This window comes from Kitasatospora sp. NPDC057015 (genome assembly GCF_042673745.1).
Lineage (GTDB): Bacteria > Actinomycetota > Actinomycetes > Streptomycetales > Streptomycetaceae > Kitasatospora.
The window spans coordinates 102,194-121,755 of record NZ_JBHUSG010000005.1; the positions used below are offsets into that span (position 1 = coordinate 102,194).

General features: G+C 67.3%; 32 protein-coding genes. All 32 read left to right on the forward strand.

The genetic code is table 11. The annotated features are described in order from the left end of the window. Positions 1–85 precede the first annotated feature (85 nt). Positions 86–1,909, forward strand: coding sequence for a hypothetical protein (locus ACFTWP_RS06745; RefSeq protein WP_380263177.1), 1,824 nt, complete (start codon positions 86–88; stop codon positions 1,907–1,909). Positions 1,910–2,409: 500 nt separating this feature from the next. Then, entirely contained in the window at positions 2,410–2,718 is a 309-nt protein-coding gene (rpsJ, locus tag ACFTWP_RS06750; RefSeq protein WP_012785157.1) for a 30S ribosomal protein S10, read from the forward strand. Positions 2,719–2,732: 14 nt separating this feature from the next. Then, the gene (gene rplC, locus ACFTWP_RS06755) at positions 2,733–3,377 is read left to right on the forward strand and encodes a 50S ribosomal protein L3 (RefSeq protein ID WP_266323027.1); all 645 of its coding nucleotides are present in this window, start codon (positions 2,733–2,735) and stop codon (positions 3,375–3,377) included. A gap of 4 nt (positions 3,378–3,381) precedes the next feature. Further along, on the forward strand, positions 3,382–4,059 hold the full coding sequence (gene rplD / locus ACFTWP_RS06760; protein WP_266323028.1) for a 50S ribosomal protein L4: 678 nt from the start codon (positions 3,382–3,384) through the stop codon (positions 4,057–4,059). Continuing rightward, positions 4,059–4,379, forward strand: coding sequence for a 50S ribosomal protein L23 (gene rplW, locus ACFTWP_RS06765; RefSeq protein ID WP_063348967.1), 321 nt, complete (start codon positions 4,059–4,061; stop codon positions 4,377–4,379). Before rplD ends, rplW begins: the two co-directional genes overlap by 1 nt. Positions 4,380–4,422: 43 nt before the next feature. Beyond that, on the forward strand, positions 4,423–5,259 hold the full coding sequence (rplB, locus tag ACFTWP_RS06770) for a 50S ribosomal protein L2 (RefSeq protein WP_073924304.1): 837 nt from the start codon (positions 4,423–4,425) through the stop codon (positions 5,257–5,259). An 11-nt stretch (positions 5,260–5,270) separates the two neighbouring features. Beyond that, positions 5,271–5,552: a 30S ribosomal protein S19 gene (gene rpsS, locus ACFTWP_RS06775; RefSeq protein WP_030055821.1), complete on the forward strand. Its 282-nt coding sequence runs from the start codon at positions 5,271–5,273 to the stop codon at positions 5,550–5,552. Between the two features lie 50 nt (positions 5,553–5,602). Further along, a complete protein-coding gene (gene rplV / locus ACFTWP_RS06780) occupies positions 5,603–5,950 on the forward strand; it encodes a 50S ribosomal protein L22 (protein WP_033824229.1) in 348 nt (115 codons plus the stop codon). Further along, positions 5,950–6,786 carry a 30S ribosomal protein S3 gene (gene rpsC, locus ACFTWP_RS06785; RefSeq protein WP_073924303.1) on the forward strand — a complete coding sequence of 279 codons (837 nt, stop codon included), beginning with the start codon at positions 5,950–5,952 and terminating at the stop codon, positions 6,784–6,786. Before rplV ends, rpsC begins: the two co-directional genes overlap by 1 nt. Positions 6,787–6,791: 5 nt before the next feature. Further along, positions 6,792–7,211 (forward strand): 50S ribosomal protein L16, encoded by a 420-nt coding sequence (gene rplP / locus ACFTWP_RS06790; RefSeq protein WP_030055824.1) that lies wholly within the window; start codon positions 6,792–6,794, stop codon positions 7,209–7,211. Continuing rightward, positions 7,211–7,435, forward strand: coding sequence for a 50S ribosomal protein L29 (gene rpmC, locus ACFTWP_RS06795; protein WP_030055825.1), 225 nt, complete (start codon positions 7,211–7,213; stop codon positions 7,433–7,435). Before rplP ends, rpmC begins: the two co-directional genes overlap by 1 nt. After that, positions 7,435–7,716, forward strand: a complete 282-nt coding sequence (gene rpsQ / locus ACFTWP_RS06800) for a 30S ribosomal protein S17 (protein ID WP_380254943.1) — start codon at positions 7,435–7,437, stop codon at positions 7,714–7,716. Before rpmC ends, rpsQ begins: the two co-directional genes overlap by 1 nt. A 102-nt stretch (positions 7,717–7,818) precedes the next feature. Then, positions 7,819–8,190 (forward strand): 50S ribosomal protein L14, encoded by a 372-nt coding sequence (gene rplN, locus ACFTWP_RS06805; protein WP_035800854.1) that lies wholly within the window; start codon positions 7,819–7,821, stop codon positions 8,188–8,190. 15 nt (positions 8,191–8,205) lie between these two features. After that, complete coding sequence (gene rplX / locus ACFTWP_RS06810) at positions 8,206–8,517, forward strand: 50S ribosomal protein L24 (RefSeq protein WP_380263333.1); 312 nt, start codon at positions 8,206–8,208, stop codon at positions 8,515–8,517. After that, complete coding sequence (gene rplE, locus ACFTWP_RS06815) at positions 8,517–9,095, forward strand: 50S ribosomal protein L5 (RefSeq protein ID WP_073924301.1); 579 nt, start codon at positions 8,517–8,519, stop codon at positions 9,093–9,095. The genes rplX and rplE overlap by 1 nt, the downstream gene beginning before the upstream one ends. Positions 9,096–9,102: 7 nt before the next feature. Then, positions 9,103–9,288, forward strand: coding sequence for a type Z 30S ribosomal protein S14 (locus ACFTWP_RS06820; RefSeq protein WP_030393303.1), 186 nt, complete (start codon positions 9,103–9,105; stop codon positions 9,286–9,288). Between the two features lie 272 nt (positions 9,289–9,560). Next, positions 9,561–9,968 carry a 30S ribosomal protein S8 gene (gene rpsH / locus ACFTWP_RS06825; protein WP_073924300.1) on the forward strand — a complete coding sequence of 136 codons (408 nt, stop codon included), beginning with the start codon at positions 9,561–9,563 and terminating at the stop codon, positions 9,966–9,968. Between the two features lie 22 nt (positions 9,969–9,990). Beyond that, a complete protein-coding gene (rplF, locus tag ACFTWP_RS06830) occupies positions 9,991–10,530 on the forward strand; it encodes a 50S ribosomal protein L6 (protein WP_380263178.1) in 540 nt (179 codons plus the stop codon). A 3-nt stretch (positions 10,531–10,533) separates the two neighbouring features. Continuing rightward, positions 10,534–10,917, forward strand: coding sequence for a 50S ribosomal protein L18 (gene rplR / locus ACFTWP_RS06835; protein WP_073924298.1), 384 nt, complete (start codon positions 10,534–10,536; stop codon positions 10,915–10,917). Between the two features lie 48 nt (positions 10,918–10,965). After that, the gene (gene rpsE, locus ACFTWP_RS06840) at positions 10,966–11,583 is read left to right on the forward strand and encodes a 30S ribosomal protein S5 (RefSeq protein WP_073924297.1); all 618 of its coding nucleotides are present in this window, start codon (positions 10,966–10,968) and stop codon (positions 11,581–11,583) included. After that, complete coding sequence (gene rpmD / locus ACFTWP_RS06845) at positions 11,583–11,765, forward strand: 50S ribosomal protein L30 (RefSeq protein ID WP_073924296.1); 183 nt, start codon at positions 11,583–11,585, stop codon at positions 11,763–11,765. The genes rpsE and rpmD overlap by 1 nt, the downstream gene beginning before the upstream one ends. 1 nt (position 11,766) lies before the next feature. After that, the gene (gene rplO, locus ACFTWP_RS06850; protein ID WP_073924295.1) at positions 11,767–12,219 is read left to right on the forward strand and encodes a 50S ribosomal protein L15; all 453 of its coding nucleotides are present in this window, start codon (positions 11,767–11,769) and stop codon (positions 12,217–12,219) included. A 330-nt stretch (positions 12,220–12,549) separates the two neighbouring features. Further along, positions 12,550–13,860, forward strand: coding sequence for a preprotein translocase subunit SecY (gene secY, locus ACFTWP_RS06855; protein ID WP_073924294.1), 1,311 nt, complete (start codon positions 12,550–12,552; stop codon positions 13,858–13,860). Next, positions 13,860–14,507: an adenylate kinase gene (locus ACFTWP_RS06860; protein WP_380263179.1), complete on the forward strand. Its 648-nt coding sequence runs from the start codon at positions 13,860–13,862 to the stop codon at positions 14,505–14,507. The genes secY and ACFTWP_RS06860 overlap by 1 nt, the downstream gene beginning before the upstream one ends. 152 nt (positions 14,508–14,659) lie before the next feature. Continuing rightward, a complete protein-coding gene (gene map, locus ACFTWP_RS06865; RefSeq protein ID WP_380263180.1) occupies positions 14,660–15,499 on the forward strand; it encodes a type I methionyl aminopeptidase in 840 nt (279 codons plus the stop codon). Between the two features lie 185 nt (positions 15,500–15,684). Beyond that, the gene (gene mscL / locus ACFTWP_RS06870; protein ID WP_380263181.1) at positions 15,685–16,119 is read left to right on the forward strand and encodes a large conductance mechanosensitive channel protein MscL; all 435 of its coding nucleotides are present in this window, start codon (positions 15,685–15,687) and stop codon (positions 16,117–16,119) included. A 166-nt stretch (positions 16,120–16,285) separates the two neighbouring features. Next, positions 16,286–16,507 carry a translation initiation factor IF-1 gene (gene infA / locus ACFTWP_RS06875; RefSeq protein ID WP_003956442.1) on the forward strand — a complete coding sequence of 74 codons (222 nt, stop codon included), beginning with the start codon at positions 16,286–16,288 and terminating at the stop codon, positions 16,505–16,507. 57 nt (positions 16,508–16,564) lie between these two features. Continuing rightward, positions 16,565–16,678 carry a 50S ribosomal protein L36 gene (gene rpmJ, locus ACFTWP_RS06880; protein ID WP_003956441.1) on the forward strand — a complete coding sequence of 38 codons (114 nt, stop codon included), beginning with the start codon at positions 16,565–16,567 and terminating at the stop codon, positions 16,676–16,678. Between the two features lie 177 nt (positions 16,679–16,855). Further along, positions 16,856–17,236, forward strand: coding sequence for a 30S ribosomal protein S13 (rpsM, locus tag ACFTWP_RS06885; RefSeq protein ID WP_073924290.1), 381 nt, complete (start codon positions 16,856–16,858; stop codon positions 17,234–17,236). 73 nt (positions 17,237–17,309) lie between these two features. Continuing rightward, positions 17,310–17,717: a 30S ribosomal protein S11 gene (gene rpsK, locus ACFTWP_RS06890; RefSeq protein ID WP_030232513.1), complete on the forward strand. Its 408-nt coding sequence runs from the start codon at positions 17,310–17,312 to the stop codon at positions 17,715–17,717. A 149-nt stretch (positions 17,718–17,866) separates the two neighbouring features. Next, entirely contained in the window at positions 17,867–18,889 is a 1,023-nt protein-coding gene (locus ACFTWP_RS06895; protein WP_030232516.1) for a DNA-directed RNA polymerase subunit alpha, read from the forward strand. A gap of 143 nt (positions 18,890–19,032) precedes the next feature. Next, entirely contained in the window at positions 19,033–19,506 is a 474-nt protein-coding gene (gene rplQ, locus ACFTWP_RS06900) for a 50S ribosomal protein L17 (RefSeq protein WP_073924288.1), read from the forward strand. Positions 19,507–19,562: the final 56 nt, after the last annotated feature.

The following is a 19,562-nucleotide window of genomic DNA, read 5'->3' on the forward strand; positions in this document are numbered from 1 at the left end:
CCCGGGCATCCGGCGCCGACCGGCGCCTGACCGGCCCAGGACTTCCTCATCACAGCAACGGACCACCAGGGATGTGTCGGATCAAGTGCGCACTTCAGCGGAGACCGCCGACGAGTCACCCGACAGCACGGTAGGCGGTCCCGCCCGCGCGTCGCAGGACACGGGGGCACCCCGACGGGACGTCGTCGACCGCCTGCGGACGGCGGCCCTGCTCAGCGCCACCCGCAGCTGGTTCTGGCCGGCGCTGCTGGTCGTCGGCTACCTCCTCCAGGTCGCGTACCGGCTCTACTTCGTGCGGCACCTGAGCTACCCCTCGGTGCACGCGGACGAGGACTCCTACCTCGTCCTCGCCCGGGTGCTCGCGGGCCGTCCCACCACCGAGATGCCGGTCGGCGTGGTCATCCCCGGCGGATACCCGCTGCTGATCTCCCCGGCGCTCCGGATCGCCGACAACCCGGTGACCGCCTACCACCTGGTGATGGGGATCAACGCGCTGCTCAACGCGCTCGTCTTCCCGCTCGCCTACGTCGCGCTGCGCCGGTTCGGCCTGCGTCGAGTGCTCGCGCTGCTGTTCGGCGCCGCCACGGCGCTGCTGCCGCCGGTGGTCTTCTACTCGCAGTTCGCGATGTCCGACACCGTCATGCCGGTGCTGGTCCTGGGGTGGCTGCTGTGCATGCACGGCTGGCTGTCGGAGGGCACGGCGCGTCGGCGGACCTGGTCCGCGGTGGGCACGGGAGCCTCGGCGGCCTACATGATGGCCACGCACGACCGCGGCTCGGTGGTGATCGCCATCACCGTGCTGGTGCTGGTGCTGGCACTCCTCCTGCGCTGGGCGCCCCGCCGTGCCTCGCTGGCCGGCCTGGCCACCGCCCTGGCCGGCGCCGCGGCCGTGAAGCTCTTCTCCGCCTGGCTGAACACGCTGTTCACCGTGCCGCCCAGCGAGGTCGGCAACCTGGCCCTGGAGGGGATCACCAACACCGAGATCCTCGGCCGGACGCTGACCCGCACCGCCGGGCAGATCTGGTACCTGATCGTCTCGACCTGGGGCCTCGGCGGCCTGACCATCGTCTTCGCGCTGTTCGCCGTGTTCAGCGGGCGGGTGCCGCGCGCCCTGCGGGTGCTGTCCGGGGTGGTCGTCGCCCTGATGTGCGGCACCGCGCTCGCCGCGGCGGCGGCCCTGCCGGACGACGGGCGCATCGACAACTGGGTGTACGCGCGCTATCTCTCCTACCTGGTGCCGACGCTGTTCGTCGCGGCGATCGCCCTGCTGGCGCGGCTGAGCCGGCGCCGGCTCGTCTACCTGGTGGCCGGCACCGCCCTGCTGGCGCTGGTCCTGGGCGAGGTGGTGATGCAGTACGCCGGCAAGCTCCTGCACGACCAGGTGTTCGTCCCCTGGGCGCTGGCGGACACGTCCTTCCTGACGCTCAACTGGCAGTCGCTGGAGATGGTCCGGGCGACGGTCGCGGCGATGGTCGTGCTGGCCGTCGTGGTGCTGATGCGGGCCGCCGGCGGGTTGCGCGTGCTGTGGGGGATAGGGCTCTCGCTGGTCCTCTTCGGCGCCTTCGCCACCGCGACCGTCACCGACCACGTCACCTACCCGCACTCCAAGGTGCGCAAGGCCTCCGCGACGGGGTTCACCAAGGCGGCGGGCATCGTCCGGGGCGATTCCGTGGTGCTGGCCTGGGACCTCGACTGGGGCCTGCGGATGGCTCAGGCCTACGAGGTGTACAACGGCCGGATCTGGGTCCGCGACCCGCGCTGGCAGGAGGTCCCGGCCCAGGCCACCGTGGTGGTGACGCCGCTGGAGCCGGGCCGCTCGCCGGAGGCGCTGTGGGACAACCACCCCGCGGAGTGGTACGTCGCCGCGGTCAGCGAGAAGGAGCACTGGGTCGTGTGGCGCCGGCGCTGAACCGGGTGACGCTCCGATCGGGGCCGGTGAGGGAGACCTCACCGGCCCCGATTGGCTTCCCGCGTGCTTCCTGTGGCAGTATGTCCAAGTTGCTCGGTTGAGTGCCGATGCTGCGCGCCTCCCGCCGGGAGGACCGGAAGCGAGTCCCACGTACTCGTCGTTCCCGTGATGGCCGTTCATGTGGTCCGCCTCGACCCCCTGGGTGAAGGTGTGGACCGCAGTGGTGTGTAAGCGACACCGCGGCAGCTGCGGGGCGGACGTACGGGAATCTTCCGGGAAGCGTGGGCAGGGCCTCGACCCGGTACCTGGTGGGTGCAAGACCTCCACCGACCCGCAGGAATCCGCAGGGAGTGATCCCTGGTGGATTTTTTGCAAGCGCGAGGGCGACACGCCCGACCGCGTGGGTCGGAGGTAACCACCCAGAGGGACCACCGGACCAATCCACCCGGATGACTCCGGCAGTAGAAGCATCAGACGACACAAAGGACTACTGAGTAGCCATGGCGGGACAGAAGATCCGCATCCGGCTCAAGGCCTACGACCACGAGGTGATTGACTCCTCGGCGAAGAAGATCGTCGAGACCGTCATTCGCACTGGTGCGCAGGTCGCGGGCCCGGTGCCGCTGCCCACTGAGAAGAACGTCTACTGCGTCATCCGCTCGCCGCACAAGTACAAGGACTCGCGCGAGCACTTCGAGATGCGCACCCACAAGCGTCTGATCGACATCCTCGACCCGACCCCGAAGACCGTTGACTCGCTGATGCGCCTCGACCTTCCGGCCGGCGTCGACATCGAGATCAAGCTCTGAGAGGCGCGACGAAGATGGCAAAGCAGATTAAGGGCATCCTGGGCGAGAAGCTCGGCATGACCCAGGTCTGGGACGAGAACAACCGGATCGTTCCGGTGACCGTCGTCAAGGCCGGGCCCAATGTCGTGACCCAGGTCCACACCGCTGATGGCACCGGCTACGACGCCGTGCAGATCGGTTTCGGCGAGATCGACCCCCGCAAGGTGAACAAGCCCCTCGCGGGTCACTTCGCCAAGGCCGGTGTCACCCCGCGCCGCCACCTGGTCGAGCTGCGTACCTCGGACGCGTCCGAGTACACCCTCGGCCAGGAGATCACCGCTGAGCTGTTCGAGGCGGGTGTCAAGGTCGACGTGACCGGCACCTCCAAGGGCAAGGGCTTCGCCGGTGTCATGAAGCGTCACAACTTCAAGGGCCTCGGCGCCGGTCACGGCGTGCAGCGCAAGCACCGTTCGCCCGGCTCGATCGGTGGCTGCGCCACCCCGGGTCGCGTGTTCAAGGGCATGAAGATGGCCGGCCGGATGGGCCACGAGCGCGTGACCACCCAGAACCTGACCGTCCACGCCGTTGACGCGGAGAAGGGGCTGCTCCTCATCAAGGGCGCAATCCCGGGTCCGAACGGCGGCCTCGTCCTCGTCCGCACCGCGGCGAAGGGGCTGTGAGGATATGAGCACCATTGACATCCTGTCGCCCTCGGGCGACAAGGCCGGCAGCCTGGAGCTGCCCGCTGAGATCTTCGACGCCAAGGTCAGCATTCCGCTGATGCACCAGGTGGTCGTCGCTCAGCTCGCCGGCGCCCGCCAGGGCACCCACTCGACCAAGCGTCGTGGCGAGGTCCGAGGCGGCGGCCGCAAGCCGTACCGCCAGAAGGGCACCGGCCGCGCCCGTCAGGGCTCGACCCGCGCCCCGCAGTTCGTCGGCGGTGGCGTCGTCCACGGCCCGAAGCCGCGTGACTACTCGCAGCGGACCCCGAAGAAGATGATCGCCGCCGCTCTGCGTGGCGCGCTCACCGACCGGGCCCGCCACAGCCGCATCCACGTCATCACCGACGTGGTCGCGGCCGAGGCGCCGTCGACCAAGGCCGCCAAGGGTCTGTTCGGCAAGATCACCGAGCGCAAGAACATCCTCCTCGTCGTCGAGCGTGCCGACGAGCTGGGTCTGAAGAGCGCCCGCAACCTGCCGAACGTCCACATCCTGGACGCCGGTCAGCTGAACACCTACGACGTGCTCGTCTCCGACGACGTGGTCTTCACCCAGGCCGCCTTCGAGCGTTTCGTGGCGGGTCCCGCCGCGTCCGCCAAGGCTGTGGCTGCTGAGGGCGAGCTCGAAGGGAGCGCCGCCTGATGGCTGCAGAGATCACGAGCAAGACCTTCACGGACCCCCGTGACGTTCTGGTGAAGCCGGTCATCTCGGAGAAGAGCTACTCGCTCCTCGACGAGAACAAGTACACGTTCGTCGTGTCGCCGGGCGCCAACAAGACCCAGATCAAGCAGGCCGTCGAGGCGGTCTTCTCGGTCAAGGTCGAGTCGGTCAACACGCTCAACCGTCAGGGCAAGCGCAAGCGCTCCAAGACGGGCTTTGGCAAGCGCAAGGACACCAAGCGCGCCATCGTGACGCTGGCCGAGGGCAACCGCATCGACATCTTCGGGGGTCCGGTCTCCTAACGGAGACTCGGATCGTCGATAAGGACGAGGACGAGAGAGCCAAATGGGCATCCGCAAGTACAAGCCGACTACGCCGGGCCGTCGTGGCTCCAGCGTGGCCGACTTCGTAGAGATCACGCGGTCCACGCCGGAGAAGTCGCTGGTTCGCCCCCTGCACAGCAAGGGCGGCCGTAACAACGCCGGTCGTATCACCGCTCGCCACCAGGGTGGCGGACACAAGCGCGCCTACCGCGTGATCGACTTCCGTCGTCACGACAAGGACGGCGTGCCGGCCAAGGTCGCGCACATCGAGTACGACCCCAACCGCACTGCGCGCATCGCGCTCCTGCACTACGCGGACGGCGAGAAGCGCTACATCATCGCCCCGCGCGGTGTCGGCCAGGGCGACCGGATTGAGAACGGCCCCGCGGCCGACATCAAGCCCGGCAACAACCTGCCGCTGCGCAACATCCCGGTCGGTACCACCATCCACGCGGTGGAGCTGCGCCCGGGCGGCGGTGCCAAGATGGCCCGCTCCGCCGGTGCCGGCATCCAGCTGCTCGCGCGTGAGGGCAAGATGGCGCACCTGCGCATGCCCTCCGGTGAGATCCGCCTGGTGGACGCGCGCTGCCGCGCGACCGTCGGCGAGGTCGGCAACGCCGAGCAGTCGAACATCAACTGGGGCAAGGCCGGCCGTATGCGCTGGAAGGGCGTTCGCCCGACCGTGCGTGGTGTGGCCATGAACCCGATCGACCACCCGCACGGTGGTGGTGAGGGTAAGACCTCCGGTGGTCGCCACCCGGTCTCGCCGTGGGGCCAGAAGGAGGGTCGCACTCGTAGCCCGAAGAAGGCTTCGAACGCCCTCATCGTGCGCCGCCGCAAGACCAACAAGAAGCGCTAGGAGCAGGTCAGATGCCGCGCAGTCTCAAGAAGGGCCCCTTCATCGACGGCCACCTTCTCAAGAAGGTGGACGCGCAGAACGAGGCGGGTACCCAGAACGTCATCAAGACCTGGTCCCGTCGCTCCGTGATCTTCCCGGCCATGCTCGGCCACACGATCGCGGTTCACGATGGCCGTAAGCACGTCCCGGTGTTCGTCACCGAGTCGATGGTCGGCCACAAGCTCGGCGAGTTCGCGCCGACGCGTACCTTCCGCGGTCACGTCAAGGACGACCGCAAGTCGAAGCGTCGCTAGTCGCCAGCGAGATTACCGACTCAATGACTTACACCAGCAAGGGGACAACCATGGAAGCCAGGGCCCAGGCGCGGTACATCCGCGTCACGCCCATGAAGGCCCGCCGCGTGGTGGACCTCATCCGTGGCCTGAACGCCACGGAGGCCCAGGCGGTCCTGCGTTTCGCTCCGCAGGCCGCTACCGTGCCGGTCGGCAAGGTGCTCGACAGCGCCATTGCCAACGCCGTGCACAACTACAACCACAACAACGTGGACGACCTCGTGATCAGCGAGGCGTACGTTGACGAGGGCCCGACCCTGAAGCGGTTCCGTCCGCGCGCCCAGGGCCGTGCCTACCGGATCCGCAAGCGGACCAGCCACATCACCGTGGTCGTCAGCAGCAAGGAAGGGACCCGGTAATGGGCCAGAAGGTTAACCCGCACGGGTTCCGCCTCGGCATCAGCACGGACTTCAAGTCCCGCTGGTACGCCGACAAGCTGTACTCGGACTACGTCAAGGAAGACGTTGCCATTCGTCGCATGATGACGAAGGGCATGGAGCGCGCCGGCATCTCGAAGGTTGAGATCGAGCGCACCCGCGACCGCGTCCGGGTCGACATCCACACCGCTCGTCCCGGCATCGTCATCGGTCGCCGTGGCACCGAGGCCGACCGCATCCGCGGCGACCTCGAGAAGCTGACCGGCAAGCAGGTCCAGCTGAACATCCTCGAGGTCAAGAACCCCGAGCTGGACGCCCAGCTCGTGGCTCAGGGCGTCGCGGAGCAGCTGTCCTCGCGCGTCTCCTTCCGTCGTGCCATGCGCAAGAGCATGCAGGGCACCATGAAGTCCGGCGCCAAGGGCATCAAGGTCCAGTGCTCCGGTCGTCTCGGCGGCGCCGAGATGAGCCGTTCGGAGTTCTACCGCGAGGGTCGTGTGCCGCTGCACACCCTTCGTGCGAACGTCGACTACGGCTTCTTCGAGGCCAAGACGACCTTCGGCCGCATCGGCGTGAAGGTCTGGATCTACAAGGGCGACGTCAAGAACATCGCCGAGGTCCGCGCTGAGAACGCTGCTGCCCGCTCGGGCAACCGTCCGGCCCGCAACGACGCCCGCCCCGCGCGTGGCGGCGAGCGCGGTGGCCGTGGCGGCGAGCGCGGTGGCGCACGTGGTGGCGCCCGTCGTCCCCAGAACACCGAGGCTCCGGCCGCGGCTGTGACGGAGACGCCGGCTGCCGAGAGCACCGGAACGGAGGCCTGACCGACATGCTGATCCCCCGTCGGGTCAAGCACCGCAAGCAGCACCACCCCAAGCGCCGTGGCGCTGCCAAGGGTGGCACCGAGCTCGCCTTCGGCGAGTACGGCATCCAGGCCGTCACCCCGGCCTACGTGACGAACCGGCAGATCGAGTCCGCTCGTATCGCCGTCACCCGTCACATCAAGCGTGGCGGCAAGGTCTGGATCAACATCTACCCGGACCGTCCGCTCACCAAGAAGCCGGCCGAGACCCGCATGGGTTCCGGTAAGGGTTCGCCCGAGTGGTGGATCGCGAACGTGCACCCGGGTCGGGTCATGTTCGAGCTGTCGTACCCCAACGAGAAGGTGGCTCGTGAGGCGCTGACCCGCGCAGCTCACAAGCTCCCGATGAAGTGCCGGATCATCCGGCGCGAGGCAGGTGAGAGCTGATGTCGGCCGGCACCAAGGCTGCTGAGCTTCGCGAGCTGGACAACGAGGGTCTCGTTGCCAAGCTCCGTGAGGCCAAGGAGGAGCTGTTCAACCTCCGCTTCCAGGCGGCGACCGGGCAGCTCGACAACCACGGACGGCTCAAGCTCGTCCGTAAGGACATCGCGCGGATCTACACCCTGATGCGCGAGCGCGAGCTGGGCATCGAGACGGTGGAGAACGCCTGATGACTGAGAACACCACCAACGACACTGAGGCGCGCGGTTTCCGCAAGACCCGTGAGGGTCTCGTCGTCAGCGACAAGATGGACAAGACCGTCGTCGTCGCCGTCGAGGACCGCGTCAAGCACGCTCTGTACGGCAAGGTCATCCGCCGTACGAACAAGCTGAAGGCGCACGACGAGGCGAACGCCTGCGGCATCGGCGACCGGGTCCTCCTCGCGGAGACCCGCCCGCTGTCCGCGACGAAGCGCTGGCGCGTCGTCGAGATCCTCGAGAAGGCCAAGTAACGAAGTTGATGCGGTACGGCCGTATGTGCAACGGGCCCCTCGCGGGCGCCGGTGTGAGCAGCGGCCGGCCCGTCAGCTCTCGTTGACGATCAGGAGAAAGCTGTGATCCAGCAGGAGTCGCGACTGCGTGTCGCCGACAACACGGGCGCGAAGGAAATCCTTTGCATCCGCGTTCTCGGTGGTTCCGGTCGCCGCTACGCCGGTATCGGGGACGTCATTGTCGCGACCGTCAAGGACGCGATCCCCGGTGGTTCGGTGAAGAAGGGTGACGTCGTCAAGTGCGTCATCGTCCGCACCGTGAAGTCGCGCCGTCGCCCCGACGGTTCGTACATCCGGTTCGACGAGAACGCCGCGGTCGTTCTGAAGAACACCGACGGTGACCCCCGTGGCACCCGCATCTTCGGCCCGGTGGGCCGCGAGCTGCGCGACAAGAAGTTCATGAAGATCATCTCGCTTGCGCCGGAGGTGCTCTAACCCATGGCGAACAGCATGAAGATCAAGAAGGGTGACCTGGTTCAGGTCATCACCGGCAAGGACCGCGGCAAGCAGGGCAAGGTCATCCAGGCCCTGCCCGCCGAGAACAAGGTCCTCGTCGAGGGTGTGAACCGGGTCAAGAAGCACACCAAGCCCGGCCAGGGCACTCAGGGTGGCATTGTCACCGTCGAGGCCCCGGTGCACGTCTCCAACGTGCAGCTGGTCGTCGAGAAGGACGGCAAGAAGGTCGTCACTCGCGTTGGTTACCGCTTCGATGACGAGGGCAACAAGATCCGCGTTGCCAAGCGAACCGGTGAGGACATCTGATGTCTGAGACGACCATCGAGAACGTTGAGAAGGTGGCCCCCCGCCTCAAGGAGCGTTACAACTCCGAGATCAAGGGCCAGCTCAAGGAGGAGTTCTCCTACGAGAACGTCATGCTGATCCCCGGCCTGGTCAAGGTCGTGGTCAACATGGGTGTGGGCGAGGCCGCCCGCGACTCCAAGCTGATCGAGGGCGCGATCCGCGACCTCACCGCCATCACCGGCCAGAAGCCGGCGGTGACGAAGGCTCGCAAGTCCATCGCGCAGTTCAAGCTGCGTGAGGGCCAGCCGATCGGCACCCACGTCACCCTCCGTGGTGACCGCATGTGGGAGTTCCTGGACCGTCTGGTGTCGCTGGCCCTGCCGCGTATCCGTGACTTCCGCGGTCTCTCCCCCAAGCAGTTCGACGGCCGTGGCAACTACACCTTCGGTCTGACCGAGCAGGTTATGTTCCACGAGATCGACCAGGACAAGGTCGACCGTCAGCGCGGTATGGACATCACCGTCGTGACCACCGCTCAGACCGACGACGAGGGCCGGGCGCTCCTGCGCGCTCTGGGCTTCCCGTTCAAGGAGGCGTGAGCCGCACATGGCGAAGAAGTCCCTCATCGCGAAGGCCGAGCGCAAGCCGAAGTTCGGCGTGCGGGCCTACACCCGGTGCCAGCGCTGCGGTCGTCCGCACTCGGTGTACCGCAAGTTCGGCCTCTGCCGTGTGTGCCTCCGTGAGATGGCCCACCGCGGCGAGCTGCCGGGCGTGACCAAGAGCTCCTGGTAGTCCAGGACCCGCTGGTAACGCCATAAGCGAAGCAGTGGTGCCCGATCCCACACGGCCCCCTTTTGGGGCTGCGTACGGAATCCCGTAAGGTAGTGGGGTCGGGCCCCCTGTCGCGGCAGCTCCGTAGCTGCCGTCGACCCTCTTCGGAGGGCTCGCACCCAGTCTTACTAACGCCGCAGGTCCCCTGCGTCTGTGCCCCTGTCGCACTCCTCGGAGTGCGGCGGGGGGACCTGGCGCGGAGAAACCACGGCGAGAGAGGCCTGAGGCCCATCATGACCATGACCGACCCCATCGCAGACATGCTCACGCGTCTGCGTAACGCGAACTCGGCGTACCACGACACCGTGGCGATGCCGGCCAGCAAGATCAAGGCGCACGTCGCCGAAATCCTGCAGCAGGAGGGCTACATCTCCTCCTGGAAGGTTGAGGAGCCGCAGGAGAACGAGGTCGGCAAGAAGCTGACCATCGAGCTCAAGTTCGGCCCCAACCGTGAGCGCTCGATCGCTGGCATCAAGCGGATCAGCAAGCCGGGCCTGCGGGTCTACGCAAAGTCCACCAACCTGCCGAAGGTGCTCGGCGGCCTGGGCGTGGCGATCATCTCCACGTCTTCCGGTCTCCTCACTGACAAGCAGGCCGCCAAGAAGGGCGTAGGCGGAGAAGTTCTCGCCTACGTCTGGTAATTCGGGAAACGGAGGTACAGCAATGTCGCGCATTGGACGGCTGCCCATCCCGGTTCCCGCCGGCGTGGACGTCACCATCGATGGCCAGGCGGTCTCGGTGAAGGGCCCCAAGGGCTCCCTCACCCACGTTGTCGCCGCGCCGATCGAGATCGGCAAGGGCGAGGACGGCACTCTGCTCGTCACCCGCCCGAACGACGAGCGTCTGTCGAAGGCCCTTCACGGCCTTTCCCGCACGCTGGTGGCGAACATGATCACCGGCGTGACCGCGGGCTACCGCAAGTCGCTGGAGATCAGCGGTGTTGGTTACCGAGTCGCAGCGAAGGGCTCCGACATGGAGTTCCAGCTCGGCTACAGCCACCCGATCCTGATCGAGGCCCCGGAGGGCATCTCCTTCGTGGTCGAGTCGCCCACCAAGTTCCACGTGGACGGGATCGACAAGCAGCTGGTCGGCGAGGTTTCCGCCAAGATCCGCAAGCTGCGTAAGCCCGACCCGTACAAGGCCAAGGGCGTTAAGTACGCGGGCGAGGTCATCCGCCGCAAGGTCGGAAAGAGCGGTAAGTAAGCCATGAGTCTTTCTGTCAAGATCGGCAAGGGCAACGGCTACAAGAACGCTGCCCGCAAGCGCCGCGCCATCCGCGTTCGCAAGCGCGTCACCGGCACCGAGGTTCGTCCTCGTCTCGTCGTGACCCGCTCGAACCGTCACATGGTCGCCCAGGTCATCGACGACGCCAAGGGTCACACCCTCGCGTCGGCGTCCACTCTCGACGTGTCCATCAAGGGCGTCGAGGGCGACAAGACCGAGCTGGCCAAGAAGGTCGGAAGCCTGGTCGCCGAGCGCGCCAAGGCCGCCGGCATCGAGTCGGTCGTCTTCGACCGCGCGGGTAACCGCTACGCAGGCCGCATCGCCGCTCTGGCCGATGCCGCCCGTGAGGCCGGGCTCGACTTCTAAGCCGCTCGTCGGCTCTGTCGACGGACGTAAACGAGAGAGGTAATTCCAATGGCTGGACCCCAGCGCCGCGGTAGCGGCGCCGGCGGCGGCACCGGCGGTGGCGAGCGGCGTGACCGTAAGCGTGACGGCGGCGCCCCCGTCGTCGAGAAGAGCGCTTACGTCGAGCGTGTCGTCGCGATCAACCGTGTCGCCAAGGTTGTCAAGGGTGGTCGTCGTTTCAGCTTCACCGCGCTGGTCGTGGTGGGCGACGGTGACGGCACCGTAGGTGTCGGCTACGGGAAGGCGAAGGAGGTTCCGGCCGCCATCGCCAAGGGTGTTGAGGAGGCCAAGAAGAACTTCTTCAAGGTCCCCCGTATCCAGGGCACCATCCCTCACCCGATCCAGGGCGAGAAGGCTGCCGGCGTCGTGCTCCTGAAGCCGGCCGCCCCCGGTACCGGTGTTATCGCCGGTGGCCCGGTGCGTGCCGTCCTGGAGTGCGCCGGCATCCACGACATCCTGTCGAAGTCGCTCGGCTCGGACAACGCGATCAACATCGTGCACGCCACGGTGGCCGCTCTGAAGGGCCTCGTGCGCCCCGAGGAGATCGCCGCCCGTCGTGGCCTGCCGCTGGAGGACGTGGCTCCCGCCGCTCTGCTGCGGGCGCGTGCTGCAGGGGTGAGCGCCTGATGGCTCGCCTCAAGATCACGCAGACCAAGTCCTACATCGGTAGCAAGCAGAACCACCGTGACACCCTTCGTTCGCTTGGTCTCAAGCGGATGAACGACGTGGTCGTGAAGGAGGACCGTCCCGAGATCCGCGGGATGGCCCAGACCGTCCGCCACCTCGTCACGGTCGAGGAGGTTGACTGACATGGCGGACTCTCCGCTGAAGGTCCACAACCTGCGTCCTGCCCCGGGTGCCAAGACCGCCAAGACCCGCGTGGGTCGTGGCGAGGCGTCCAAGGGTAAGACCGCCGGTCGTGGCACCAAGGGCACCAAGGCCCGCTACCAGGTTCCGCAGCGCTTCGAGGGTGGCCAGATGCCCCTCCACATGCGCCTGCCGAAGCTGAAGGGCTTCAAGAACCCGTTCAAGATCACCTTCCAGGTGGTCAACCTCGACAAGCTGGCCGAGCTCTACCCGCAGGGTGGAGAGGTCACCGTCGAGGACCTGGTCGCCAAGGGCGCGGTTCGCAAGAACTCGCTCGTCAAGGTGCTCGGCACCGGCGACATCTCGGTCGCGCTGCAGGTTTCGGTTGACGCCGTCTCCGGCTCCGCCGCCGAGAAGATCACCGCCGCCGGCGGCACCGTCACCGAGCTCATCTGAGCCCGCTGACACCTGGGCCCCGTACTTCCCGCAAGGGAGGTGCGGGGCCTGTCGCTTTTCCCGGCGCACCCTCCGGTGCTCCGGACACGGATTTCTCATCCGGAATCGGCAAGTCTTTTGTATGGCAAAACCGGTCATCCCGTACCCCATGCGTGGGGGAGAGGTGGCACGCGCTTCTGTCGAGTGGCCGTGCACTGTTAGAGTCCGTGGGGTTCCCTTGTAGGCTCGCGCAGCTCTGCTTGTGCCCGCCCGCCGGAGAGCCAGACCGCAAACTCCCCCCATCAGGACCGACCCTCCCGCCGACGACGCGCGGGAGGCGCAGGAGGCACCGTGCTCAGTGCGTTCGCGCGGGCGTTCCAGACGCCCGACCTGCGCAAGAAGCTGCTGTTCACGCTGGGCATCATGGTGCTGTTCCGGCTGGGTGCACACATCCCCGTCCCCGGGGTCAGTTTCACAGCAGTCAATGCCTGTTTGGACCAGACCAAGACCAGCGGCCTGTTCGGCCTCGTCAACCTGTTCAGCGGCAACGCGCTGCTGCAGTTGACGATCTTCGCCCTCGGCATCATGCCGTACATCACGGCCAGCATCATCCTCCAGCTCCTCACCGTCGTGATCCCGCGACTGGAGGCGCTGAAGAAGGAGGGTCAGGCCGGCACCGCGAAGATCACCCAGTACACCCGCTACCTGACCATCGCGCTCGCCGTGCTCCAGGGCACCGGCATCGTCGCGACGGCCTCCAGCGGCGCACTCTTCTCCGGCTGCACCTTCGCCAACGAGATCGTGCCGGACACCTCGGTCTTCCGGATCGCCGTCATGGTGATCACGATGACGGCCGGCACCTCGGTGATCATGTGGCTCGGTGAGCTCATCACCGACCGCGGCATCGGCAACGGCATGTCCATCCTGATCTTCACCTCGATCGCGGCCGGCTTCCCCGGCTCGATGTGGGCGATCAAGAAGTCGGGCACCATCGGCGGCGGCTGGGTGGAGTTCTTCTCCGTCATCGCGGTCGGCGTGATCGTTGTGATGCTGGTCATCTTCGTGGAGCAGGCGCAGCGCCGGATCCCGGTCCAGTACGCGAAGCGGATGATCGGGCGCCGCGCCTTCGGCGGCACCTCGACGTACATCCCGCTCAAGGTGAACCAGGCCGGTGTCATCCCGGTCATCTTCGCCTCGTCGCTGCTGTACATCCCGGCCCTGCTGGTGCAGCTGACCAGCAGCCAGGCCGGCTGGGCGACCTGGATCAGGACGAACTTCGTCAAGGGCGACCACCCGATCTACATGGCGACCTACTTCCTCCTGATCGTCTTCTTCGCCTTCTTCTACGTCGCGATCTCCTTCAACCCCGAAGAAGTTGCGGACAATATGAAGAAGTATGGTGGGTTCATCCCGGGGATCCGGGCCGGCCGACCGACGGCCGAGTACCTGAACTACGTGCTCACCCGCATCACGTGGCCGGGTTCGCTCTACCTGGGCCTTATCGCGTTGATCCCGATGATCGCCCTGGTCGCCTTCGGACAGCAGACCAACTTCCCGTTCGGCGGCACCAGCGTGCTCATCGTCGTCGGCGTCGGACTCGAAACTGTTAAGCAGATCGAGAGCCAGCTCCAGCAGCGCAATTACGAAGGGTTCCTCCGCTGATGCGTATCGTCCTCGTCGGGCCTCCCGGGGCCGGGAAGGGTACTCAGGCGCACCTGCTCGCCAAGACCCTGTCCATCCCCCACATCTCCACCGGCGACCTGTTCCGCGCCAACATCGGCCAGCGCACCCAGTTGGGGCTCGAGGCCAAGAGCTACATGGACGCGGGTCGCCTGGTGCCGGATGAGGTCACCATCGGCATGGCCAAGGACCGGATGGCCCAGCCGGACGCCGCTGGCGGCTTCCTGCTCGACGGCTTCCCGCGCAACCTTGCCCAGGCCAAGGCGCTCGACGAGATCCTCGTCGAGTGGGGCATCGCCCTCGACGGCGTGCTCGACCTGGAGGTCCCCGAGGACGAGGTCGTCAAGCGCATCGCCGGTCGCCGGCTGTGCCGCAACGACGGCGGCCACGTGTTCCACGTGGACTACAACCCGCCCGCGACCGCGGGCGTCTGCGACGAGTGCGGCGGGGAGCTGTACCAGCGCTCCGACGACACCGAGGACAAGGTGCGGACCCGGCTGGAGGTCTACCACACGGAGACCGAGCCGATCATCGACTACTACGTGCAGCAGGGGCTGGTCGCGACCATCCCGGCGCTCGGCAAGGTCGACGAGGTCACCCAGCGCGCGATCGCGGCGCTGAAGAAGTAGCGAGCGGCCCCGGCGCAGCCGGGTCCGACCGACGTACGTACGGCCGCGGGGCCCCGGGACGGGGCAACGCGGCCGTACGGCGTCGTACGGTGGTACGAGTGCACGGCCGCCCGGCAAGGACCGGGCGGCGACCAACGGGAAGGCGTGGCCAGATGGTGGAGATCAAGACCCCCGAGCAGATCGCGAAGATGCGGGTGGCCGGGCTGGTCGTGGCCGAGGCGCTCAAGGCGGCCCGTGCGGCCGTGGTGCCCGGGGTGACCACCCAGGAGCTGAACGACGTCGCGGCGAAGGTGATCGCCGACCACGGCGCCACCTCCAACTTCCGCGCCCACCACGGTGGCCTCTGGTTCCCCGGGGTGATCTGCGCCTCGGTCAACAACGAGGTCGTGCACGGGATCCCGGGTGACCGGGTGCTGGTGGAGGGTGACGTCATCTCCATCGACTGCGGGGCGATCGTGGACGGCTGGCACGGCGACGCGGCCATCACCGTGGCGGTGGGCGAGGTCCGGCCCGAGGTCGAGATGCTGAGCCGGGTCACCGAGGGCTCGATGTGGGCGGGCATCGCCCAGATGAAGAAGAACAACCGGCTGGTCGACGTCTCCAAGGCGATCGAGGGCTTCATCCGGCGCCAGCCGCTGCCGCCCAAGGGCAAGTGGGGCATCACCGAGGGGTACGGCGGCCACGGCATCGGCACCGCGATGCACATGGAGCCGCACGTGCTGAACTACGTCGAGCGGGGTCGCGGCAAGGGCCCCAAGCTCGTCCCGGGCACGGTGCTGGCGATCGAGCCGATGGTCTCGCTCGGCACCCCGCACACCTCGGTGCTGGAGGACGACTGGACGGTCGTCACCAACGACGGCACCTGGGCCTCGCACTGGGAGCACTCGGTGGCCGTGACCGAGCAGGGCCCGCTGGTGCTGACCGCCTTCGACGGCGGCAAGGCCGAGCTGGCGAAGCTGGGCGTCACCGCGGCGCCGGATCCGCTGGGCTGACCTGCCGGCCCGAGCCGTCGGGCGGGCCCGCCGGGCGGGCCCGCGCGGCCCCGGCCGGCGCCGACGTGAACAGTGGGACCCAAGGTCCGGAAGCTCCCGCTTCCGGACCTTTGTCCTTTTTGCCATGCCCCGAAGTTTCGCTAAGCTGCCTGGCTTACCAGATGAGATGAGAAAAGGGGACAGCGGTGCTCAAGGGCTTCCGGGACTTCATGATGCGCGGCAACGTCATCGACATGGCGGTCGGTGTCGTCATCGGCGCCGCCTTCACCGGGGTGGTGACCGGCTTCGTGTCGGCCTTCCTCACGCCGCTGGTGGGTGTCGCGGTCGGTGCGGCCGGCGACTTCAAGAACTACGCCTTCAGCGTCGGCGGGGTGACCTTCCCCTACGGACAGTTCCTGAACGTGCTGATCGCGTTCGTGCTGACCGCCGCGGTGCTCTACTTCTGCGTGGTGCTGCCCGTGACGAAGGCCACGGCGCGCTACCTGCCGAAGAAGCCGAAGGCTCCCAGGCGCCCCTGCCCCGAGTGCCTGACCGAGATTCCGGAGGCCGCGCGCCGTTGTGCGGCCTGCACCGCCGAGGTCGAGCCGGTCGAGCCGGCGGTCATCTACACCCAGCGGTGACGTCGGTTTTGGCCGTACCCGTGCGACTGGCGTAGGATGGACCGTCGGCTCACTCGTAGCGTGCTTCAGCACGCCCTCTTCCCCCTCACAGGGGTCGGGGTGAACCCAGGTTCGCACGAGCGTGCCGCATACGGTAGCCGGTCCCGGAAGGTGGATCTCGCAGTTCATGGCAAAGAAGCAAGGCGCCATTGAGATCGAGGGCACCGTGATCGAGTCTCTCCCGAACGCCATGTTCAAGGTTGAGCTGCAGAACGGTCACAAGGTCCTCGCGCACATCAGCGGAAAGATGCGGATGCACTACATCCGCATCCTCCCGGACGACCGGGTCGTGGTGGAGCTCAGCCCCTACGACCTGACGCGCGGCCGGATCGTCTACCGCTACAAGTAGGACTCCCTCGCTCGCGAGGGGACACAACGTCAGATCTAGACCCGGAGAACCTGAACCATGAAGGTCAAGCCGAGCGTCAAGAAGATCTGCGACAAGTGCAAGGTGATCCGCCGTCACGGCCGGGTCATGGTGATCTGCGACAACCTGCGCCACAAGCAGCGCCAGGGCTGATCCAGCTCCGCATTTCTCGTAGTACTTCGCGCGACGCGAAAAAACGTCATAACGCGGGCTGCCCGATCCGTCCCCCAGGGACGGACTGCCACCCCCGGTCAGAGGCCGGGGCTCCCAAACCGAGAGGTTGCGGAGTAGGCCGCCCGTCAGACCTCTGAAGAACCACAGGAGCCATGAATGGCACGCCTCGCCGGCGTTGATCTCCCCCGCGAAAAGCGGATCGAGATCGCCCTCACGTACGTCTACGGCATCGGCCGTACCCGCGCCCAGCAGTCGCTGGCCGAGACGGGCGTGAACCCCGACATCCGGGTCCGCGACATTTCCGAGGAAGACCTCGTGAAGCTCGCGCAGTGGATCGACGCCAACTACACGGTCGAGGGTGACCTCCGCCGCTCGGTGGCCGCCGACATCCGCCGCAAGGTCGAGATCGGCTGCTACGAGGGTCTGCGTCACCGCCGTGGCCTCCCGGTCCGCGGTCAGCGCACCCACACCAACGCGCGTACCCGCAAGGGCCCGCGTCGCGCGATTGCCGGCAAGAAGAAGCCCGGCAAGAAGTAGTCCGTCCCGTAACCGGACATCCCTCCGGCCCGCGGGTTAGCGGACCGACCACCTCAGTAGGAGAAACAGACTTATGCCCCCCAAGGGTCGTCAGGCTGCCGGCGCGAAGAAGATCCGCCGCAAGGAAAAGAAGAACGTCGCCCACGGGCACGCTCACATCAAGAGCACGTTCAACAACACGATCGTCTCGATCACGGACCCCGCGGGCAACGTGATCTCCTGGGCCTCCGCCGGCCACGTCGGCTTCAAGGGCTCGCGCAAGTCCACCCCGTTCGCCGCGCAGATGGCCGCCGAGGCCGCTGCCCGTCGCGCGCAGGAGCACGGCATGCGCAAGGTCGACGTCTTCGTGAAGGGTCCGGGCTCGGGCCGCGAGACCGCGATCCGTTCGCTCCAGGCCACCGGCCTGGAGGTCGGCTCGATCCAGGACGTCACCCCCACCCCGCACAACGGCTGCCGTCCGCCGAAGCGCCGCCGCGTCTGACGCAGCGCCTTCGGGCAGGGTGTTGCGGGGCTCGCCCCGCGCCACAGCACGACACCGCGTACGGGGTCCTGTTTCCGACAGGACCCCGTACGCTGGTTCTGTTCGGCATCAAATAGTGGGTGCCGAAGACAACTGGAGGATCTGAAAACATGCTGATCGCTCAGCGTCCCTCGCTGACCGAAGAGGTCGTCGACGAATTCCGCTCGCGGTTCGTGATCGAGCCGCTGGAGCCGGGCTTCGGCTACACCCTCGGCAACTCGCTCCGCCGCACGCTCCTCTCCTCGATCCCCGGCGCCGCTGTCACCAGCATCCGCGTCGACGGTGTCCTGCACGAGTTCACCACCGTGCCGGGCGTCAAGGAGGACGTCACCGACCTCATCCTCAACATCAAGCAGCTGGTCGTCTCCTCGGAGCACGACGAGCCGGTCGTGATGTACCTGCGCAAGCAGGGCCCGGGTGTGGTCACCGCCGCCGACATCGCGCCCCCGGCCGGTGTCGAGGTGCACAACCCCGAGCTGGTCCTCGCCACGCTCAACGGCAAGGGCAAGCTGGAGATGGAGCTGACCGTCGAGCGCGGTCGCGGCTACGTCTCCGCCGTCCAGAACAAGGCCTCCGGCCAGGAGATCGGCCGCATCCCGGTCGACTCGATCTACAGCCCCGTGCTGAAGGTCACCTACAAGGTCGAGGCCACCCGTGTCGAGCAGCGGACCGACTTCGACAAGCTCATCGTCGACGTCGAGACCAAGCCCGCCATGCGCCCCCGTGACGCCATGGCCTCGGCCGGCAAGACCCTGGTGGAGCTGTTCGGTCTCGCCCGCGAGCTGAACATCGACGCCGAGGGCATCGACATGGGCCCGTCCCCGACGGACGCCGCCCTGGCCGCCGACCTGGCGCTGCCGATCGAGGAGCTGGAGCTCACCGTTCGGTCGTACAACTGCCTCAAGCGCGAGGGCATCCACACCGTGGGTGAGCTCGTCGCCCGCTCCGAGGCCGACCTGCTCGACATCCGCAACTTCGGTGCGAAGTCGATCGACGAGGTCAAGGCGAAGCTGGCCGGCATGGGCCTGGCCCTCAAGGACAGCCCGCCCGGATTCGACCCGACCGCCGCCGCCGACGCCTTCGGCGCCGACGACCTGGACGACGCGGGTTACGCGGAGACCGAGCAGTACTGATTTTGGGCGGGGGCGGCCCACCGGGCCGCCCCTGTTCGATGCACACCGGGCCCTCGGGCCCACGCTAAGTCGTCCGGGCAACCGTGCCCGGCCGCCCGTTCCGGTACCTGACACGGCCGGATTCGGAGATTTAAGGAGCTACCATGCCCCGTCCCGCGAAGGGTGCCCGCCTCGGCGGCGGCCCGCACCACGAGCCGCTGCTGCTCGCCGGCCTCTGCCGGGAGCTCTTCCAGTACGGCCGCATCACCACGACCGAGGCCAAGGCCCGTCGGATGCGCCCGCTGGCGGAGAAGCTGATCACCAAGGCGAAGGTCGGCGACATCCACAACCGTCGCATCGTCCGCAAGACGATCACCGACGTCTCCGTGCTGCACACCCTCTTCACCGAGATCGCGCCGCGCTACGAGAACCGCCCCGGTGGCTACACCCGCATCACCAAGATCGGTCCCCGTCGTGGCGACAACGCCCCGATGGCCGTGATCGAGCTGGTCGAGGCCCTGACCGTCGCGCAGACCGCCGTCGGCGAGGCCGAGGGTGCCACCAAGCGCGCCGTCAAGGAGGCCGAGCAGGCCGCCGAGACCAAGGCCGACGAGACCCCCGAGGTCGAGACCGCCTGACACCCTCCGGTGTGAGTCCGGGCCCGTTCTCCCAGCGATGGGGGAGCGGGCCCGTT

Bases quoted from the DNA above. Each gene is read 5' to 3' on its own strand.
- rpsJ (WP_012785157.1), top strand. From the start codon at position 2,410: ATGGCGGGACAGAAGATCCGCATCCGGCTCAAGGCCTACGACCACGAG.
- rplC (WP_266323027.1), top strand. From the start codon at position 2,733: ATGGCAAAGCAGATTAAGGGCATCCTGGGCGAGAAGCTCGGCATGACC.
- rplD (WP_266323028.1), top strand. From the start codon at position 3,382: ATGAGCACCATTGACATCCTGTCGCCCTCGGGCGACAAGGCCGGCAGC.
- rplW (WP_063348967.1), top strand. From the start codon at position 4,059: ATGGCTGCAGAGATCACGAGCAAGACCTTCACGGACCCCCGTGACGTT.
- rplB (WP_073924304.1), top strand. From the start codon at position 4,423: ATGGGCATCCGCAAGTACAAGCCGACTACGCCGGGCCGTCGTGGCTCC.
- rpsS (WP_030055821.1), top strand. From the start codon at position 5,271: ATGCCGCGCAGTCTCAAGAAGGGCCCCTTCATCGACGGCCACCTTCTC.
- rplV (WP_033824229.1), top strand. From the start codon at position 5,603: ATGGAAGCCAGGGCCCAGGCGCGGTACATCCGCGTCACGCCCATGAAG.
- rpsC (WP_073924303.1), top strand. From the start codon at position 5,950: ATGGGCCAGAAGGTTAACCCGCACGGGTTCCGCCTCGGCATCAGCACG.
- rplP (WP_030055824.1), top strand. From the start codon at position 6,792: ATGCTGATCCCCCGTCGGGTCAAGCACCGCAAGCAGCACCACCCCAAG.
- rpmC (WP_030055825.1), top strand. From the start codon at position 7,211: ATGTCGGCCGGCACCAAGGCTGCTGAGCTTCGCGAGCTGGACAACGAG.
- rpsQ (WP_380254943.1), top strand. From the start codon at position 7,435: ATGACTGAGAACACCACCAACGACACTGAGGCGCGCGGTTTCCGCAAG.
- rplX (WP_380263333.1), top strand. From the start codon at position 8,206: ATGAAGATCAAGAAGGGTGACCTGGTTCAGGTCATCACCGGCAAGGAC.
- rplE (WP_073924301.1), top strand. From the start codon at position 8,517: ATGTCTGAGACGACCATCGAGAACGTTGAGAAGGTGGCCCCCCGCCTC.
- ACFTWP_RS06820 (WP_030393303.1), top strand. From the start codon at position 9,103: ATGGCGAAGAAGTCCCTCATCGCGAAGGCCGAGCGCAAGCCGAAGTTC.
- rpsH (WP_073924300.1), top strand. From the start codon at position 9,561: ATGACCATGACCGACCCCATCGCAGACATGCTCACGCGTCTGCGTAAC.
- rplF (WP_380263178.1), top strand. From the start codon at position 9,991: ATGTCGCGCATTGGACGGCTGCCCATCCCGGTTCCCGCCGGCGTGGAC.
- rplR (WP_073924298.1), top strand. From the start codon at position 10,534: ATGAGTCTTTCTGTCAAGATCGGCAAGGGCAACGGCTACAAGAACGCT.
- rpsE (WP_073924297.1), top strand. From the start codon at position 10,966: ATGGCTGGACCCCAGCGCCGCGGTAGCGGCGCCGGCGGCGGCACCGGC.
- rpmD (WP_073924296.1), top strand. From the start codon at position 11,583: ATGGCTCGCCTCAAGATCACGCAGACCAAGTCCTACATCGGTAGCAAG.
- rplO (WP_073924295.1), top strand. From the start codon at position 11,767: ATGGCGGACTCTCCGCTGAAGGTCCACAACCTGCGTCCTGCCCCGGGT.
- ACFTWP_RS06860 (WP_380263179.1), top strand. From the start codon at position 13,860: ATGCGTATCGTCCTCGTCGGGCCTCCCGGGGCCGGGAAGGGTACTCAG.
- map (WP_380263180.1), top strand. From the start codon at position 14,660: ATGGTGGAGATCAAGACCCCCGAGCAGATCGCGAAGATGCGGGTGGCC.
- infA (WP_003956442.1), top strand. From the start codon at position 16,286: ATGGCAAAGAAGCAAGGCGCCATTGAGATCGAGGGCACCGTGATCGAG.
- rpmJ (WP_003956441.1), top strand. From the start codon at position 16,565: ATGAAGGTCAAGCCGAGCGTCAAGAAGATCTGCGACAAGTGCAAGGTG.
- rpsM (WP_073924290.1), top strand. From the start codon at position 16,856: ATGGCACGCCTCGCCGGCGTTGATCTCCCCCGCGAAAAGCGGATCGAG.
- rpsK (WP_030232513.1), top strand. From the start codon at position 17,310: ATGCCCCCCAAGGGTCGTCAGGCTGCCGGCGCGAAGAAGATCCGCCGC.
- ACFTWP_RS06895 (WP_030232516.1), top strand. From the start codon at position 17,867: ATGCTGATCGCTCAGCGTCCCTCGCTGACCGAAGAGGTCGTCGACGAA.
- rplQ (WP_073924288.1), top strand. From the start codon at position 19,033: ATGCCCCGTCCCGCGAAGGGTGCCCGCCTCGGCGGCGGCCCGCACCAC.